General features: G+C 42.0%; 14 protein-coding genes. All 14 read left to right on the top strand.

The window, feature by feature from the left end:
- The first annotated feature begins 12 nt into the window (after positions 1 to 12).
- Entirely contained in the window at positions 13 to 1155 is a 1143-nt protein-coding gene (gene dxr / locus E2R51_RS04665) for a 1-deoxy-D-xylulose-5-phosphate reductoisomerase (RefSeq protein ID WP_133375856.1), read from the top strand.
- A 104-nt stretch (positions 1156 to 1259) separates the two neighbouring features.
- Complete coding sequence (gene rseP / locus E2R51_RS04660) at positions 1260 to 2519, top strand: RIP metalloprotease RseP (RefSeq protein ID WP_133375855.1); 1260 nt, start codon at positions 1260 to 1262, stop codon at positions 2517 to 2519.
- Between the two features lie 24 nt (positions 2520 to 2543).
- The gene (locus E2R51_RS04655; RefSeq protein WP_133375854.1) at positions 2544 to 4259 is read left to right on the top strand and encodes a proline--tRNA ligase; all 1716 of its coding nucleotides are present in this window, start codon (positions 2544 to 2546) and stop codon (positions 4257 to 4259) included.
- Positions 4260 to 4327: 68 nt separating this feature from the next.
- Positions 4328 to 8647: a PolC-type DNA polymerase III gene (locus E2R51_RS04650; RefSeq protein ID WP_133375853.1), complete on the top strand. Its 4320-nt coding sequence runs from the start codon at positions 4328 to 4330 to the stop codon at positions 8645 to 8647.
- Between the two features lie 136 nt (positions 8648 to 8783).
- On the top strand, positions 8784 to 9254 hold the full coding sequence (gene rimP, locus E2R51_RS04645; protein WP_133375852.1) for a ribosome maturation factor RimP: 471 nt from the start codon (positions 8784 to 8786) through the stop codon (positions 9252 to 9254).
- Between the two features lie 41 nt (positions 9255 to 9295).
- Positions 9296 to 10420, top strand: coding sequence for a transcription termination factor NusA (nusA, locus tag E2R51_RS04640; RefSeq protein WP_133375851.1), 1125 nt, complete (start codon positions 9296 to 9298; stop codon positions 10418 to 10420).
- Positions 10421 to 10435: 15 nt separating this feature from the next.
- A complete protein-coding gene (rnpM, locus tag E2R51_RS04635) occupies positions 10436 to 10714 on the top strand; it encodes an RNase P modulator RnpM (RefSeq protein ID WP_133375850.1) in 279 nt (92 codons plus the stop codon).
- Positions 10711 to 11019, top strand: a complete 309-nt coding sequence (locus tag E2R51_RS04630; protein ID WP_133375849.1) for a YlxQ family RNA-binding protein — start codon at positions 10711 to 10713, stop codon at positions 11017 to 11019. The genes rnpM and E2R51_RS04630 overlap by 4 nt, the downstream gene beginning before the upstream one ends.
- Positions 11020 to 11032: 13 nt before the next feature.
- On the top strand, positions 11033 to 13222 hold the full coding sequence (infB, locus tag E2R51_RS04625) for a translation initiation factor IF-2 (RefSeq protein WP_133375848.1): 2190 nt from the start codon (positions 11033 to 11035) through the stop codon (positions 13220 to 13222).
- A complete protein-coding gene (locus tag E2R51_RS04620; RefSeq protein ID WP_133375847.1) occupies positions 13222 to 13500 on the top strand; it encodes a DUF503 domain-containing protein in 279 nt (92 codons plus the stop codon). Before infB ends, E2R51_RS04620 begins: the two co-directional genes overlap by 1 nt.
- A 37-nt stretch (positions 13501 to 13537) precedes the next feature.
- On the top strand, positions 13538 to 13885 hold the full coding sequence (gene rbfA, locus E2R51_RS04615) for a 30S ribosome-binding factor RbfA (RefSeq protein ID WP_133375846.1): 348 nt from the start codon (positions 13538 to 13540) through the stop codon (positions 13883 to 13885).
- A 99-nt stretch (positions 13886 to 13984) separates the two neighbouring features.
- Positions 13985 to 14902 carry a tRNA pseudouridine(55) synthase TruB gene (gene truB / locus E2R51_RS04610; protein WP_133375845.1) on the top strand — a complete coding sequence of 306 codons (918 nt, stop codon included), beginning with the start codon at positions 13985 to 13987 and terminating at the stop codon, positions 14900 to 14902.
- 14 nt (positions 14903 to 14916) lie between these two features.
- Positions 14917 to 15861, top strand: a complete 945-nt coding sequence (gene ribF, locus E2R51_RS04605; protein WP_133375844.1) for a bifunctional riboflavin kinase/FAD synthetase — start codon at positions 14917 to 14919, stop codon at positions 15859 to 15861.
- A gap of 133 nt (positions 15862 to 15994) precedes the next feature.
- The gene (gene rpsO / locus E2R51_RS04600; protein WP_133375843.1) at positions 15995 to 16264 is read left to right on the top strand and encodes a 30S ribosomal protein S15; all 270 of its coding nucleotides are present in this window, start codon (positions 15995 to 15997) and stop codon (positions 16262 to 16264) included.
- Positions 16265 to 16294 lie beyond the last annotated feature (30 nt).

Below are 16294 nucleotides of genomic sequence, written 5' to 3'. Positions count from 1 at the left end.
GGGGGTAAACGCTTGAAAAGAATTAGTTTAATGGGTGCATCTGGATCAATTGGAATCCAGACACTCGAGGTAATTAGAGAACACAATGAAATGTTTAAGCTTACTGCTTTCTCGGTAGGCAAAAATATCGATGCTGCACGCAGTGTAATAAATGAATTTCGCCCCGAGGTTGTTTCAGTTCAATATAAGGAAGATGCTGAAAAACTGCAATCGGAATTCACTTCTCTTACGGTTCTTTATGGCTTAAATGGTCTTATTGAGGTAGCTGTCCACCATAATTCAGATATTGTGGTCAATGCTGTGCTGGGCAGCGTAGGGTTGGAGCCAACGATGAAAGCGATCGAGGCAAAAAAAACAATTGCCATTGCTAACAAAGAAACGCTGGTTACAGCAGGACATTTGGTTATGGAAGCTGCAAGAAAAAATGATGTGCTGATTCTGCCTGTGGATAGTGAACACTCAGCCATTTTTCAGGCCTTGCAGGGCGAAAAGAAAAATAATATAGAGCGATTAATTATAACGGCTTCGGGCGGCAGCTTCAGAGATAAATCCCGTCATGAGCTTGAGCATGTGACGGTTAAAGATGCCCTGAATCACCCAAACTGGTCAATGGGAGCTAAAATCACCATTGATTCAGCAAGCATGATGAACAAAGGACTGGAAGTAATTGAAGCGCATTGGCTTTTTGATTTACCTTATGAAAAAATTGATGTCCTTCAGCATAGAGAAAGCATCATTCACTCAATGGTGGAATTTCATGACAGCTCAGTCATCGCGCAGCTTGGGACGCCTGATATGAAAGTGCCGATTCAATATGCCCTTTCTTATCCGGACCGTTTTACAAGAGAAAAAGCTCCGCGGCTTCGGTTAGAGGAAATTGGAAAGCTGCATTTTAAACCATTAGACTTTGAACGGTTCCGCTGTATTGCATTTGCTTACGAAGCGGGGAAGGCTGGCGGAACCCTGCCCACAGTATTAAATGCTGCTAATGAAGCAGCGGTTGAGCTGTTTCTAAAAGAAAAGATCAGTTTCTTAGAAATTGAAAATGTGATCGAACAAGCGATGATCAATCATAAAATTCAACGCAGTCCTGATCTGGAGACTATACTGGATGTAGATCAGGAAATTCGTTCGAAAATTATTTCCTCGTACTAGTGAGGAAACATTACCCCACTTTTTTAGAACATGCTACAATGAGTTAATAATCGTGAATTTAATTTACCAAACGAAGGTAATTATAAAAAAAGGTGGTTGTGACTATGAATACGGTCATCGCATTTATTGTTATTTTTGGTGCTCTTGTTTTTTTTCATGAACTAGGTCACTTTGTATTTGCAAAGAGAGCTGGCATTTTATGCCGTGAATTTGCGATAGGGATGGGTCCCAAAATCTTAGCATTTAAGCGGCATGAGACCCAGTATACAATCCGTTTGCTTCCAATCGGGGGATATGTCCGCATGGCGGGCGAAGATCCGGAAATGGTTGAGCTTAAACCGGGGTTTCGGGTTGGGCTGTTATTTAATCAGGATGAAACGGTTCAAAAAATTGTCATTAATAATAAAGACCGCTACCCAAACCTGAGAGTAGTGGAAGTCGCTGAAGCAGATATTGAAAAAGAGCTTTTTATTAAAGGGTACGAAGAGGGAGAAGAACAAATCAGAACCTACAGCATTGCTAAAAATGCGGTATTTGTAGAAGATGGTGTGGAATCACAAATCGCTCCCTGGGATCGTCAATTCAATTCCAAAAAATTAAGTCAGCGTGCTATTACCATATTTGCTGGGCCGATGATGAATTTTGTGTTAGCGTTTGTTGTGTTCGCACTAATTGGACTATTGCAAGGGGTGCCAACACAGGAACCTGAACTGGGCGAGCTGCTTGAGGATGGCGCAGCAGTAGAAGCAGGACTTCAGGAAGGCGATCGCATTCAGGAGATTGACGGTGAGTCAATCAACGAGTGGAATGATCTAACAGCTATAATTCAAGAGCATCCAAATGAAGAGATTTCGATGCAGATTGAACGGAATGGCGAAATTATGACCGTAGCTGTTACGCCGGATGTTCAGGAAGTTGAAGATGCAAAGATAGGGATCATTGGTGTCTATAGTCCGATTGAAAAATCCCCGCTTCAGGCACTTTCTTTTGGTGCAGAGCAAACATACTTTTGGACTGTGACGATTTTTGATTTACTTGGACAATTGGTTACCGGCCAATTTTCCATTGATGCACTTTCGGGACCGGTTGGGATTTATAAATCCACTGAGGTAGTTGCAGAGTCAGGGATCTACTATTTGATGCGCTGGGGCGCTATCTTAAGCATAAATCTTGGTATTATGAACCTTCTGCCATTACCGGCTCTTGATGGAGGCAGATTATTGTTCTTTGGCGTTGAAGCGCTCAGAGGAAAGCCGATTGACCGTCAAAAAGAAGGAATGGTTCATTTCGTCGGATTTGCTTTATTAATGTTATTGATGATCGTTGTAACCTGGAACGATATACAGAGATTCTTTTTACAGTAGATAAGTAAAGCAGAGGTGCAAAATATGAAACAAAGTCAAACACTTATTCCGACGCTGCGTGAAGTACCAGCAGATGCGGATATAAAAAGCCATCAACTGCTTTTAAGAGCAGGATTTATTCGTCAAAATGCCAGTGGAATCTATTCATTCCTGCCGCTTGGCAAAAAGGTGCTTCAAAAAGTTGAATCAATCGTAAGGGAAGAGATGGATGCAGCAGGGGCGGTTGAAATGCTAATGCCTTCACTCCAGCCTGCTGAACTTTGGGAAGAGTCTGGCCGCTGGTCAACTTATGGTCCAGAGTTAATGCGAATGAAGGATCGTCACAACCGTGAGTTTGCCCTGGGTGCTACACATGAAGAAGTCATTACAAGCCTGCTGCGTGATGAGGTTAAATCATACAAGCGCTTACCGTTGACCCTTTACCAGATCCAGTCTAAATTCCGTGATGAAAAACGTCCCCGCTTCGGTTTGCTGCGCGGAAGAGAATTTCTCATGAAGGATGCCTACTCTTTCCACAGCAATCAGGAGAGTTTAGATGAGTCGTATGAACGCATGTATCAGGCATACTCAAACATTTTTAGACGATGCGGACTGAATTTTAGAGCTGTACTGGCTGATTCAGGTGCTATCGGTGGTAAGGATAATCATGAATTTATGGTTTTATCTGAAATAGGAGAAGATACGATCGCTTTTTCTGATTCATCGGATTATGCAGCTAATTTGGAAATGGCGGCAGTCGTAACAACTTATACCGAAAAAGAACACAGCGGGAAAGAAATTAAACGCATTGAAACACCTGATCAGAAAACAATTGCTGAGGTTTCTGCTTATCTGGAAATAGAGGCAGAAGATACTGTTAAATCCATGCTGTTTATTGCTGATGAAAACCCTGTACTGGTTTTAGTACGAGGCGATCATGAAGTCAATGATGTTAAAGTGAAACATGCTATGGATGCCCGTATCGTTGAACTGGCATCACCAGAACAAACCCAATCATTGCTGTCTGCAGGAGCAGGCTCAATTGGTCCCGCGCAGTTACCGGACGATATAACGGTGATAGCCGACCATGCGGTTAAAGCGATGGGAGATATTGTGATAGGAGCAAATGAGGAAGGTGCTCACTATGTGAACGCTAAGCTTGAACGTGATTTTTCAGTTTCCAAGTTTGCTGATTTACGGTTTATTTTAGAAGGGGATCCGTCTCCTGATGGTACAGGAACGATTCAATTCGCAAAAGGAATTGAAGTAGGGCACGTGTTTAAACTTGGAACAACTTACAGCGAACCGATGAATGCAACGATCCTGGATGAAAATGGACGATCGAAACCATTTATTATGGGCTGTTACGGTATCGGTGTTTCAAGAACACTGGCAGCGATTGCAGAACAGTTTAATGATGAAAACGGTCTAACATGGCCTGTTAATATTGCTCCTTATGATCTTCATATTCTGCCATTGAATATGAAGGATGAGGTGCAGTCAACAACTGCTGAAGAGCTGTACAAGCTCTTAAAAGATTACCGATATCAGGTTCTGCTCGATGATCGCAAGGAACGGGCAGGTGTTAAATTTGCCGATTCTGATTTAATTGGCATGCCTGTTCGAATCACTGTAGGAAAAAGGGCTTCTGAAGGCATAGTAGAAGTGAAAATCCGGAAGTCTGGAGAGTCATACGAAGTGCAAAAAGAAGAACTGACAGATAAATTACAAGATATTTTCCGACAGCTGTCAAACATATAATCTATAGAAGTGTTGACTTTAAGGCTGGCGCGATAGTGCCAGCCTTTATTGTCTGGATTGGGGGAAATATGAATCAAACAACCGAACTGTCAAAAAAGGAAAAATTCCACTTATTGCTTCAGCAGCTGGAGCTCACAGACGACCAGTATGCCACGATTTTTGAGGGAGCTGAAATTGATCGTCTGTCAGTTCATAAAGCCAATAAGAAGTGGCATTTCCATTTTTTATTTACTAACATAATACCCTGCTCAGCGATGAGAGAATTTACAAACAGATTGTCCCAGGCATTCCAGCATATTGCCTCAGTCGATTTCAGTGTGACAACTGTTTCGGCTGGCGTTTCTGAAGAGCAGATATACGATTACTGGCAAATTTGCCTGGAAGAGCTGCAAGGCATTGCACCACCTTTATTATCTCTGCTGACAAAACAGCAGCCTTCAATAAATGGAAACAGATTACTGGTTAAAGTTTCAAACGAAACAGAAGGCATGCAGATAAAAAACAAGTATGCTGAAGCCCTTTGCCAGACTTTTTCTAAATGGGGTTTTCCAAACCTGACGCTTCAAACGGAGGTGAGTGAAAACCAATCAACCGCAGAGTATGATGCGTTTGTTGAATCAAAGAAAAAAGAAGAAGAAGAATGGGCCAAGCAGGCATTGGTTGAAATGCAAAAGATGGAGAACGCTAAAGGAGATGCGGAAGCTCCGTCCGGTCCTGTATCCATAGGGTATTCAATTAAACCTGACGAACCGGTTGAAATTCGCACGATTCAGGATGAGGAGCGCAAAATTGCGATCCAGGGGCTTATTTTTGATGCAGAAGTCAAAGAACTCAGAAGCGGCAGGTCGCTGCTAACCTTTAAGGTTACAGATTATACAGACTCTATTTTAGTGAAGATGTTCTCTCGGGATAAAGAGGATGCAGCCATTATGAATCAAGTGAAAAAAGGAATGTGGGTCCGGGCGAAGGGCTCCATTCAAAATGATACATTTGTACGTGATTTGGTCATGATTGCTCAAGATGTAATGGAAATTCAGCCAAATCTTCGACAGGATACCGCCCCTGAAGGAGAAAAACGTGTAGAACTGCATCTTCACACACCGATGAGCCAAATGGATGCCGTTTCTTCTGTTTCAACATTGGTTTCACAAGCAAAAAAATGGGGACATCCTGCTATAGCGATTACAGATCATGCCGTAGCACAATCTTTTCCTGAAGCATATGCAGCTGGTCAGAAAAATGGAATTAAAATTCTCTACGGTGTTGAAGCGAATCTTGTGGATGATGGGGTTCCAATCGCGTACAATCCCGCTGACCGTTTACTTGCCGAAGCAAGCTATATCGTGTTCGATGTGGAAACAACAGGACTCTCTGCTGTTTACGATAAAATAATTGAACTTGCAGCGGTCAAGATTCATGATGGAGAGATTGTTGACAAATTTGAACGTTTTGCCAATCCCCATCACCCTTTATCTGCTACTACTATCAATTTAACTGGTATTACGGATGATATGGTCCGTAATGCGCCGGAAATTGAAGAAGTATTAAAAGACTTTCACAAATGGGCAGCCGATGATATTTTAGTAGCCCACAATGCTTCATTTGATATGGGGTTTTTAAATGTGGGTTATCGCAGAACAGGGCTGGAAAAAGCAACAAATCCGGTAATTGATACGCTGGAGCTTGCCCGTTTTTTACATCCCGAAATGAAAAATCACCGGCTCAACACACTGGCGAAAAAATTTGAAGTTGAGCTGACTCAGCATCACCGTGCTATTTATGATGCAGAGGCCACTGGTTATATTCTGGTTAAAATGCTGAAAAAAGCACAGGAAAAAGAGATATTTAACCACAATCAATTAAATGATTATATGGGTGTGGGAGAGGCATTTAAACGGGCCAGACCAAGTCATGTGACGCTGCTTGCAACCACACAGGAAGGTTTAAAAAATCTTTTTAAGCTGGTTTCTATCTCCCATCTGAATTATTTTTACCGGGTGCCAAGAATTCCAAGATCCACCCTTCAAAAACACAGGGAGGGTCTGCTGATCGGCTCCGGCTGTGATAAAGGGGAAGTATTTGAAGGAATGATGCAGAAATCCGCTGAAGAAGTGGAGGAAGTTGCTTCATTTTATGATTATATTGAAATTCACCCTAAGTCTGCTTATAAGCATTTAATTGAACTGGAATTAATCCGGGATGAAGAAAATTTAGAAGAGATCATGAAAAAAGTAGTGGATTTAGCAGAGAAGCTTAACCTGCCTGCAGTTGCAACGGGGAATGTTCATTATCTTGATAAAAATGACAAGCTCTACCGTAAAATTCTTATATCGTCCATGGGCGGGGCCAATCCGTTAAATCGTCATGAACTTCCGGATGTTCATTTCAGAACAACCAATGAGATGCTGGAGGAATTCTCTTTTTTAGGTAAAGAAAAAGCAAAAGAGCTCGTCGTTACAAATTCCAACAAAATCGCGGACCGAATCGAGGATCTTAAGCCGATCAAAGACGATTTGTATACCCCGAAAATTGAAGGTGCAGACGAAGAGATGCGGAATATGAGCTATTCCATGGCACATAGCATCTATGGTGAAGAACTTCCTGAAATTGTTGAAGCGAGGCTTGAAAAAGAATTAAAAAGTATCATAGGCCACGGGTTTGCTGTTATTTACTTAATTTCTCATAAACTCGTGAAAAAATCCTTGATTGACGGCTATCTGGTCGGATCCAGGGGATCTGTTGGTTCTTCCTTTGTAGCTACAATGACCGAAATCACTGAGGTAAATCCCCTGCCACCTCATTACGTATGCCCGTCATGCAAAAAATCGGAGTTTTTTGATGATGGTTCTGTCAGCTCAGGGTTTGATTTAGAGGATAAAAGCTGCCCTGATTGTAATATTCCTTATACGAAGGATGGACAGGACATCCCGTTTGAAACGTTCCTGGGATTTAAAGGAGATAAGGTACCAGATATCGATCTGAACTTTAGCGGAGAATATCAGCCGGTTGCACATAATTATACTAAGGAATTATTCGGTGAAGAGTATGTTTATCGTGCAGGTACAATTGGCACAGTGGCAGACAAAACAGCTTTTGGGTATGTAAAAGGATATGCCGGTGACAATAACCTTCACTATAGAGGGGCTGAAGTTGAACGGCTGGCTCAAGGGTGCACAGGGGTTAAGCGTACTACAGGACAGCACCCCGGAGGTATTATCGTAGTGCCTGATTACATGGATATCTACGATTTTTCCCCGATACAATTCCCAGCTAATGCCAGTGATTCAGAATGGAAGACCACTCATTTTGACTTTCATTCTATTCACGATAATCTGCTTAAGCTCGATATCCTTGGACATGATGATCCAACAGTAATCAGAATGCTGCAGGATCTTTCGGGAATAGACCCTAAAACAATTCCGACAGATGATCCGGAAGTAATGAAAATATTCAGCGGAACGGAGTCTCTTGGCGTAACAGAAGAACAAATTATGTGTAAAACCGGCACGCTTGGCATCCCTGAGTTTGGAACCCGATTTGTACGCCAGATGCTGGAAGATACAAAACCAACTACATTTTCGGAGCTAGTACAGATATCAGGCTTATCACATGGTACAGATGTATGGCTCGGAAATGCCCAGGAGTTAATTCATAACGGAATATGTGAGCTTTCTGATGTAATTGGCTGCCGGGATGATATTATGGTGTATTTAATTTACCAGGGGCTGGATCCATCTCTTGCCTTTAAAATCATGGAGTTTGTGCGTAAGGGTAAAGGCCTGAACCCCGAGTGGGAAGAAGAAATGAAAAAGAACAATGTACCCGACTGGTATATTGACTCATGTAAAAAAATTAAATACATGTTCCCTAAAGCCCATGCTGCAGCGTATGTTTTAATGGCTGTCAGGATTGCTTATTTTAAAGTTCATCATCCAAAACTATATTACGCGGCTTATTTCACTGTCCGTGCTGAGGATTTTGACTTGGAAGCTATGAAAGCTGGTTCACAAACAATCAAGTCCAGAATCGAAGCAATCAATGCTAAAGGACTGGATGCGGCTCCAAAAGAAAAAAGTTTACTAACGGTACTGGAGCTTTGCCTTGAGATGTGTGAGCGGGGTTATAAGTTCAGCCAGGTGGATTTATACAAATCTGATGCGAAAAACTTCATCATTGAAGGTGATACATTGATACCGCCATTTAATGCGATTCCCGGACTTGGGACAAATGCTGCGATTAATATTGTGGCTGCAAGAGAACATGGTGAGTTTCTATCAAAAGAGGACCTTCAGAAGAGAGGGAAAGTATCAAAGACCATTATTGAGTACCTTGAATCCCAGGGATGCCTTGATGGGATGCCTGATCAAAACCAGCTGTCACTCTTCTGATCCATTTGCATCATAGAGCAATATATGGTATTATACTTGTGGAAATACTACTGATAACTCTGACGTCGAAAGAGTGGGTGCCGCCCGCTCTTTTGTGTTGTTTCAGACATTTTTCAAAGAATAATGGAGGAAACGGATGAGTAAAATTAATGAACTCGTAGAACAATTAGCAACCCCTATTTTAAACGATATGAACCTTGAACTTGTTGATGTTGAATTTGTTAAAGAGGGATCCAATTGGTTTTTAAGAGTGTTTATCGACAAAGAAGAAGGCGTGGACATCGAAGAATGCGGCATAGTCAGCAACCGCCTGAGTGAAAAGCTTGATGAACTTGATCCTATTCCGCAAAATTACTTCTTGGAGGTTTCCTCACCTGGCGCAGAGCGGCCATTAAAAAAGGAAAAGGACTTCCATAGAGCAATTGGAAAACATATATACGTTAAAACGTATGAACCTGTTGACGGGCTTAAAGAAATCGAAGGCACACTCACATCTTATAACGGTGAAACACTGACAGTTGCAGTCATGATTAAGACGAGAAAGAAAACAGTCACGATCCCCAAAGAAAAAGTTGCAAAAGCAAGACTCGCTGTTTCTTTTTCATAAAGTAAAGACGTGAATGGGGTTTGAAGGGAGATGACAGATTAATGAGTACAGAATTATTAGATGCTTTAATATTTCTTGAAAAAGAAAAAGGCATTGATCGTGAAGTATTAATTGATGCGATCGAAGCAGCATTGGTTTCAGCTTACAAGCGCAATTTTAACCAGGCGCAAAATGTTCGTGTGGATCTCAATTTGGACAATGGTTCCATGAGGGTATTTGCAAGAAAAGAAGTCGTGGATGAGGTTTTTGATTCAAGACTTGAAATTTCCCTTGAGGATGCACATGAAAAAGACCCTGCGTTTGAAGTTGGGGACATTGTTGAGCTTGAGGTGACACCACGAAACTTTGGCCGTATCGCTGCTCAAACAGCTAAACAAGTTGTTACTCAGCGTGTTCGTGAAGCAGAACGCGGAATTATTTACACTGAATTTGTTGACCGTGAAGATGACATTATGACAGGGATTGTTCAACGTCAGGACCATCGCTTTATTTATGTTGCATTAGGGAAAATAGAAGCATTGCTTCCGCTAAATGAACAAATGCCAAACGAATCCTATAAGCCGCACGATCGCATCAAGGTTTATATAACAAAAGTTGAACGCACAACTAAAGGACCGCAGATCTTTGTATCCAGAACACACCCTGGCTTACTTAAGCGATTGTTTGAGGTTGAAGTACCTGAAATTTTCGACGGAACAGTGGAAATAAAGTCTGTTTCAAGAGAAGCAGGAGATCGTTCGAAAATTTCGGTACACTCCGATAATGACGAAGTAGATGCAGTTGGAGCATGTGTAGGGGCAAAAGGAACGAGAGTACAGGCAATCGTCAATGAATTAAAAGGTGAAAAGATTGATATTGTAGAATGGTCTGATGATCCTACTGTATTTGTTGCGAATGCTCTGAGCCCTTCTAAAGTAGTTGACGTACAAGTTAAAGAAGAAGATAAAGCAACTACCGTTGTAGTGCCGGACTATCAATTATCTCTTGCAATAGGCAAACGCGGTCAAAATGCACGTCTGGCAGCTAAGTTGACCGGCTGGAAAATTGATATTAAGAGTGAAACTGATGCGCGTGAGCTTGGAATTTATCCGCGTGATGATCAGCCTTTATTTACCGAAGAAGAAATGGATAATTCCTTTACTTATTCGGATGATGACCTCGAATAAAGGGAGCGAAGGTGCATGCCTGCAAAAAGAAAAATACCGCTTAGAAAATGTATTGCAACAAACGAAATGAAAGAAAAAAAAGAGATGGTGCGCATTGTCCGTTCGAAAGAAGGCGAAGTATCCATCGATTTAACAGGTAAGAAATCAGGTCGTGGTGCTTATCTCTCCAAAGATAAGGACGCGATTTTAAAAGCGCGCAAGAAAAACATATTATCGAGCCACTTGCAAGCCAAAGTTGACGAGTCAATTTATGAAGAGCTGCTTGCATTAGTGGAAGCGGGTCCGGGAAAATGAGACAAGCCAAATGGATGTCTCTGCTGGGACTTGCGACTCGGGCAGGAAAAGTGATTTCTGGAGAAGAACTGGTGGTCAAAGAAATTCGTTCGGGTAACGCTAAGCTGATATTACTGGCTGAAGATGCATCCGATAATACAGCAAAAAAAATTACTGATAAAAGCCATCATTACGGAGTGCCGATGCGAACGGCGTCCGACCGCTATACACTTGGCCATGCAATTGGCAAAGATGCACGCGTCACAGTTGCTGTGATGGATGCAGGCTTTGCTAAAAAGATGGCTGCACTGCTCGATGAATCTTAACGGGGGTGAACGAATGAGTAAATTACGTGTATATGAATACGCAAAAAAACAGAATGTCACCAGTAAAGAAATCATTGATTTATTAAAAACCATGAACATAGAAGTTAAAAATCATATGGCAACATTAGAAGGAGAGGCGATCACGAAATTGGATGCTTCTTATAATAAAGGAAATTCAACTGCAGCCAAACAAGAAAATAAAGCACCTAACCGTCCGCAAAACACTGGACAAAACCAGGGATCACAAGGCAATCGAGGCGGTCAGAATACTTCACAAAACCGCGGCCCTCAAAATCAGGGCGGCCAAGGAAACCGCGGCGGACAAAATCAAGGTGGAAACCGTGGCCGAAATACAAATCAGCGCGGGATTAATCAAGGCGGTAAAGGCAAAAATCGCAACCAGAAGTCTAAAACGCCTTATCAGCCAATTCCAATGAAACAAAAGGAACTACCAGAAAAAATTACGTTTGTTGAATCTTTAACCGTTGCAGAGCTTGCTAAAAAACTGCACCGTGAACCGTCTGAGCTTGTAAAAAAATTATTTATGCTTGGAGTTATGGCTACTGTCAATCAGGAGCTTGACAAAGATTCAATAGAATTAATTTGTACGGATTATGGTGTAGAGGTGGAAGAAGAAATTCTTATTGACTCAACGGACCTTGAAACCTATTTCGAAGAAGAACAAAACGAAGCTGACGTTATTGAGCGTCCTTCCGTTGTAACGATCATGGGACACGTTGACCACGGAAAAACAACCCTTCTGGACTCAATCCGTAAAACAAAGGTAACCGAAGGCGAAGCAGGCGGCATCACCCAGCATATCGGAGCATACCAGGTAGCGGTTAACGACAAGAAGATCACATTCCTTGACACACCAGGACACGCAGCATTTACAACAATGCGTGCCCGAGGAGCAAAGGTAACAGATATCACGATTCTGGTTGTTGCAGCAGATGATGGCGTAATGCCTCAGACAGTTGAAGCCATTAACCATGCGAAAGCAGCTGAGGTACCAATTATTATTGCTGTTAATAAAATGGATAAACCTTCAGCAAATCCTGATCGCGTAATGCAGGAATTAACAGAGCATGGTCTGGTTCCGGAAGCATGGGGCGGAGATACAATATTTGTTCCCGTTTCTGCATTAAATGGCGACGGAATTGACAACCTATTAGAGATGGTTCTTCTTGTAGGGGAAGTTGAAGAATATAAAGCCAATCCAAAACGCCGCGCTCTTGGAACAGTCATTGAAGCTGAGCTTGATAAAGGTAGAGGCTCTGTAGCCACCCTTCTAGTTCAGGACGGTACATTGCGTGTCGGAGATCCAATCGTAGTCGGCTATACCTTTGGACGTGTACGGGCGATGGTTAATGATTTAGGACGCCGGGTTAAAGAAGCCGGTCCATCAACTCCGGTTGAAATTACCGGTTTAAATGATGTTCCACAAGCGGGCGATCGGTTTGTTGTTTTTGAAGATGAAAAAACAGCCCGTTCTATCGGAGAAACGCGTGAACAGCAGGCACTTCTTGCCCAACGCGGCGAGAAAACACGTGTCAGCCTTGATAATTTGTTTGAACAAATGAAACAAGGTGAAATGAAGGATCTCAATGTAATTGTCAAAGGGGATGTGCAGGGTTCTGTAGAAGCAGTAGCTGCATCACTTTTGAAAATCGATGTTGAAGGTGTAAATATCAAAATTATTCACACTGCAGTAGGGGCGATCACTGAATCTGATATTACATTGGCAGCAGCTTCAAATGCCATTGTAATTGGTTTTAATGTCCGTCCGGATGCAAATGCAAAACGTGCAGCAGATGCTGAAAAAGTAGATGTGCGCCTCCACCGTATTATTTACAAAGTCATTGAGGAAATTGAATCTGCCATGGAAGGTTTGCTTGATCCTGAGTTTGAAGAAAAAGTAATCGGCCAGGCGGAAGTAAGACAAACATTCAAGGTATCCAAGGTAGGAACAATCGCCGGAAGTTATGTTATTGAAGGTAAAATAACACGAGACAGCGGAATTCGCTTGCTTCGCGACGGTGTTGTTGTTTTCGAAGGCGAGTTAGATACTCTTAAGCGTTTTAAAGATGATGCAAAAGAAGTTGCCAAAGGATATGAATGTGGAATTACAGTTAAAAACTTTAATGATGTAAAAGAGGGCGATATTTTTGAGGCCTTCATCATGGAAGAAATTAAACGCTAATGATTGCCTTTGCCGAATGTGAATTTAAGCTGGATCATTCCCATTCATTAAAGGAGAAGCGCGCGGTTTTACAGCGTGTTATGTCAAGAGTCAAACAACAATATAATATATCCATTGCCGAAGTCGATCATCAAGATGTGTGGCAGAGAACTGCAATAGAATTAGTTGCAGTTGCCTCTTCAAAGCATGCAGCCGAAAGAGAAATTCATCGTGCATTAAAGTTGATGGAATCATTCCCTGAGTGGGAAGCGGTCTCTGTCACAATTGACTTTTTATAAATGGGTGCTGATCATTTAATTGAGAGGTGAAAGCACTATGTCATTGCGATCTAGTCGTGTCGGGGAACAAATGAAAAAAGAGCTCGGCGATATCATAGGACGAAAGATCAAAGATCCTAGAATTGGCTTCGTAACGGTGACGGATGTGGAGGTTACTGGTGATCTTCAGCAGGCCACCGTATATATAACTGTTTTGGGTGATGAAGAACAGCGCGAAAATACACTCCGCGGTCTTTCTAAAGCGAAAGGGTTTATACGTTCTGAAATTGGACAGCGCATCCGCTTAAGAAAAACACCAGAACTTTTATTCGAATTCGATGAATCAATTGAAACAGGCAACAGAATTGAAACATTGATTCGTGATCTTAAAGAGCGAGAAGAGTAATAAACAGCAGCAGACTTCCCGGTTTTCGCCGGGATAGGAGTGTATCATTCGCTTCTACAGTCTGCTGCTTTTTTTAACGGAGGGAAGTGTAAAGGTCCGATGAATGGTATTTTACCATTGTGGAAAGAGGCAGGAATGACCTCTCATGATTGCGTATTTAAAGTAAGAAAAATTCTCAGAATGAAAAAGGTGGGCCATACTGGCACGCTGGATCCTGATGTGGATGGTGTTCTCCCAATTTGCTTAGGCAGAGCTACTAAAGTAGCGGAGTACATCACTGATTCCGGAAAGTCTTATCGTGCTGAAGTAAAGATTGGTGTGTCTACTACAACAGAAGATGCAAGCGGGGAAGCAGTAGAAGCTAAGCAGGTTTTTCAGCCTTTTGAAATCGAAAAATTGAACAGGATTCTAAGCGGATTTACAGGCGACATTCAACAAACGCCCCCCATTTACTCTGCTGTTAAAGTCGATGGAAAGCGTTTATATGAATACGCAAGAAAGGGTATAGAGGTGGAACGTCCCACCAGAATCGTACGCATTCACCATATTGCACTGCATGAAGAATCCGTAAGGCTTGAAGATGACACATGTACATTTACGATTGATGTATCATGCGGAAAAGGTACTTATATCAGAACACTTGCTGTAATGATTGGAGAAGCACTCGGTTATCCAGCTCATATGTCTAAGCTTACCCGAACATCTTCTGCAGGAATGACACAAAAGGATTGTTTAACATTAAGCCAATTAGCTGATTTAGCCCAGGACGAAAGCAGTGTGCAAAATCGTCTGCTGCCCATTGAATCCGGGGTTTCTCAATTGAAGAAAAGGATTATTAATGATAAAGTAGCTAGTAAAGTTAAGAATGGAGCTGTTATGGAAATTCCGGAAGATTGGAATGCTGGTCCAAAAGAGCTTGTTGTGTTTATTCACGAAAATAGAGCATTGGCTATTTATCATCTGCATCCGTCTAAAGAAGGGCTGATCAAGCCTGTAAAAGTTCTTTGGACCGATTGAGAAAGGAATCTTCAATGAAGGTTATTACATTGCATCATCCCCATAACGTTGCAGAAAATGATCTGCCAAAAATATCGATAGCACTCGGTTTTTTTGACGGTGTTCATTTAGGACATCAGCAGGTCATTCAAAATGCGGTTGACCATGCTAAACTGAATGGCTTAAAAAGCGGTGTTATGACATTTAATCCGCATCCTTCTGTTGTGCTCAGCAATAAAAAAACAGAAGTGGATTATTTGACTTCAGTTGATCGTAAATTGGAGCTGTTTGAAAAGCTGGGTGTGGACTATACATTTGTTGTCCGTTTTACCTCCAGCTTTGCGGGGCTTGATCCGCAGCAGTTTGTAGATCAATATTTACTGCCTTTGAATGTCGTTCATGTAACAGCAGGTTTTGATTATACATATGGGAAATTTGGCCGGGGTACGATGGAAACACTGCCTTTCCACTCCAGGAATCGCTTTACTTCAACCATTGTTGGAGAGATGTCAGACGACCGTGAAAAAATCAGTTCTACCAGAATACGGCAGACTCTCCATCAGGGGAAAGTAGATGAAGCAAGAAAGCTGCTTGGCTATCCGTATCAGCTCGAAGGAACGGTGATTCATGGTGACAAACGCGGGCGGAAAATAGGGTTTCCTACTGCAAATATTGAAATTAACAGTCAAATGCTCATCCCTGCTACGGGCGTATATGCGGTCAGGTTATGGGTGTTTGACCAATGGGTGGATGGAGTATGCAATGTTGGGTACAAACCCACCTTTAAGTCTCCCGACGTGAAGGAATTAACAGTTGAAGTTCATTTATTTGATTTTAACCAAAATGTCTATGGAGAGAACGTTTTATTGGAGTGGCACTTACGGATAAGAAGTGAACGTAAGTTTAATGGCATAGAAGAATTGGTAGCTCAAATCGAGCTGGACAAAACAAAGGCATTAGCATACTTTTCGCAGCTATAGGCTGCTGTTGCAGGAATTTGTCTATTATGGTATTATTAATAGGCATGATCATGAACCGCTGCTTGGCAATTCGACTCTCCAACGATTGCGAGGTAAACGGGGATTAAAAACATATTATAGGAGGCTATACAAAATGGCTATTACTCAAGAACGCAAGAACGAACTTATTCAAGAATTCCGTACGCATGAAGGTGACACTGGTTCAGCTGATGTACAAGTTGCAATCCTTACTGAAGAGATCAACAACTTAAATGAACATTTGCGTACTCACAAGAAAGATCACCATTCACGTCGTGGACTTTTAAAAATGGTAGGTCGTCGTCGTAACCTGTTGACTTACTTGCGTACCAACGAGGTTTCTCGTTACCGTGAGCTTATCAACAAGCTTGGCTTACGCCGATAAGAATGAATTTAGGAAAGCGGGACTTGTCCC

The organism is Jeotgalibacillus sp. S-D1 (assembly GCF_004358665.1).
In the GTDB taxonomy this organism is placed as follows: domain Bacteria; phylum Bacillota; class Bacilli; order Bacillales; family Jeotgalibacillaceae; genus Jeotgalibacillus.
Note: the sequence above shows the minus strand (reverse complement) of the source record. Positions and strands in the feature narration are given on the sequence as shown.

Bases quoted from the DNA above. Each gene is read 5' to 3' on its own strand.
- truB (WP_133375845.1), top strand. From the start codon at position 13,985: ATGAATGGTATTTTACCATTGTGGAAAGAGGCAGGAATGACCTCTCAT.
- E2R51_RS04620 (WP_133375847.1), top strand. From the start codon at position 13,222: ATGATTGCCTTTGCCGAATGTGAATTTAAGCTGGATCATTCCCATTCA.
- E2R51_RS04630 (WP_133375849.1), top strand. From the start codon at position 10,711: ATGAGACAAGCCAAATGGATGTCTCTGCTGGGACTTGCGACTCGGGCA.
- ribF (WP_133375844.1), top strand. From the start codon at position 14,917: ATGAAGGTTATTACATTGCATCATCCCCATAACGTTGCAGAAAATGAT.
- rseP (WP_133375855.1), top strand. From the start codon at position 1,260: ATGAATACGGTCATCGCATTTATTGTTATTTTTGGTGCTCTTGTTTTT.
- rimP (WP_133375852.1), top strand. From the start codon at position 8,784: ATGAGTAAAATTAATGAACTCGTAGAACAATTAGCAACCCCTATTTTA.
- E2R51_RS04655 (WP_133375854.1), top strand. From the start codon at position 2,544: ATGAAACAAAGTCAAACACTTATTCCGACGCTGCGTGAAGTACCAGCA.
- E2R51_RS04650 (WP_133375853.1), top strand. From the start codon at position 4,328: ATGAATCAAACAACCGAACTGTCAAAAAAGGAAAAATTCCACTTATTG.
- rpsO (WP_133375843.1), top strand. From the start codon at position 15,995: ATGGCTATTACTCAAGAACGCAAGAACGAACTTATTCAAGAATTCCGT.
- nusA (WP_133375851.1), top strand. From the start codon at position 9,296: ATGAGTACAGAATTATTAGATGCTTTAATATTTCTTGAAAAAGAAAAA.
- infB (WP_133375848.1), top strand. From the start codon at position 11,033: ATGAGTAAATTACGTGTATATGAATACGCAAAAAAACAGAATGTCACC.
- rnpM (WP_133375850.1), top strand. From the start codon at position 10,436: ATGCCTGCAAAAAGAAAAATACCGCTTAGAAAATGTATTGCAACAAAC.
- rbfA (WP_133375846.1), top strand. From the start codon at position 13,538: ATGTCATTGCGATCTAGTCGTGTCGGGGAACAAATGAAAAAAGAGCTC.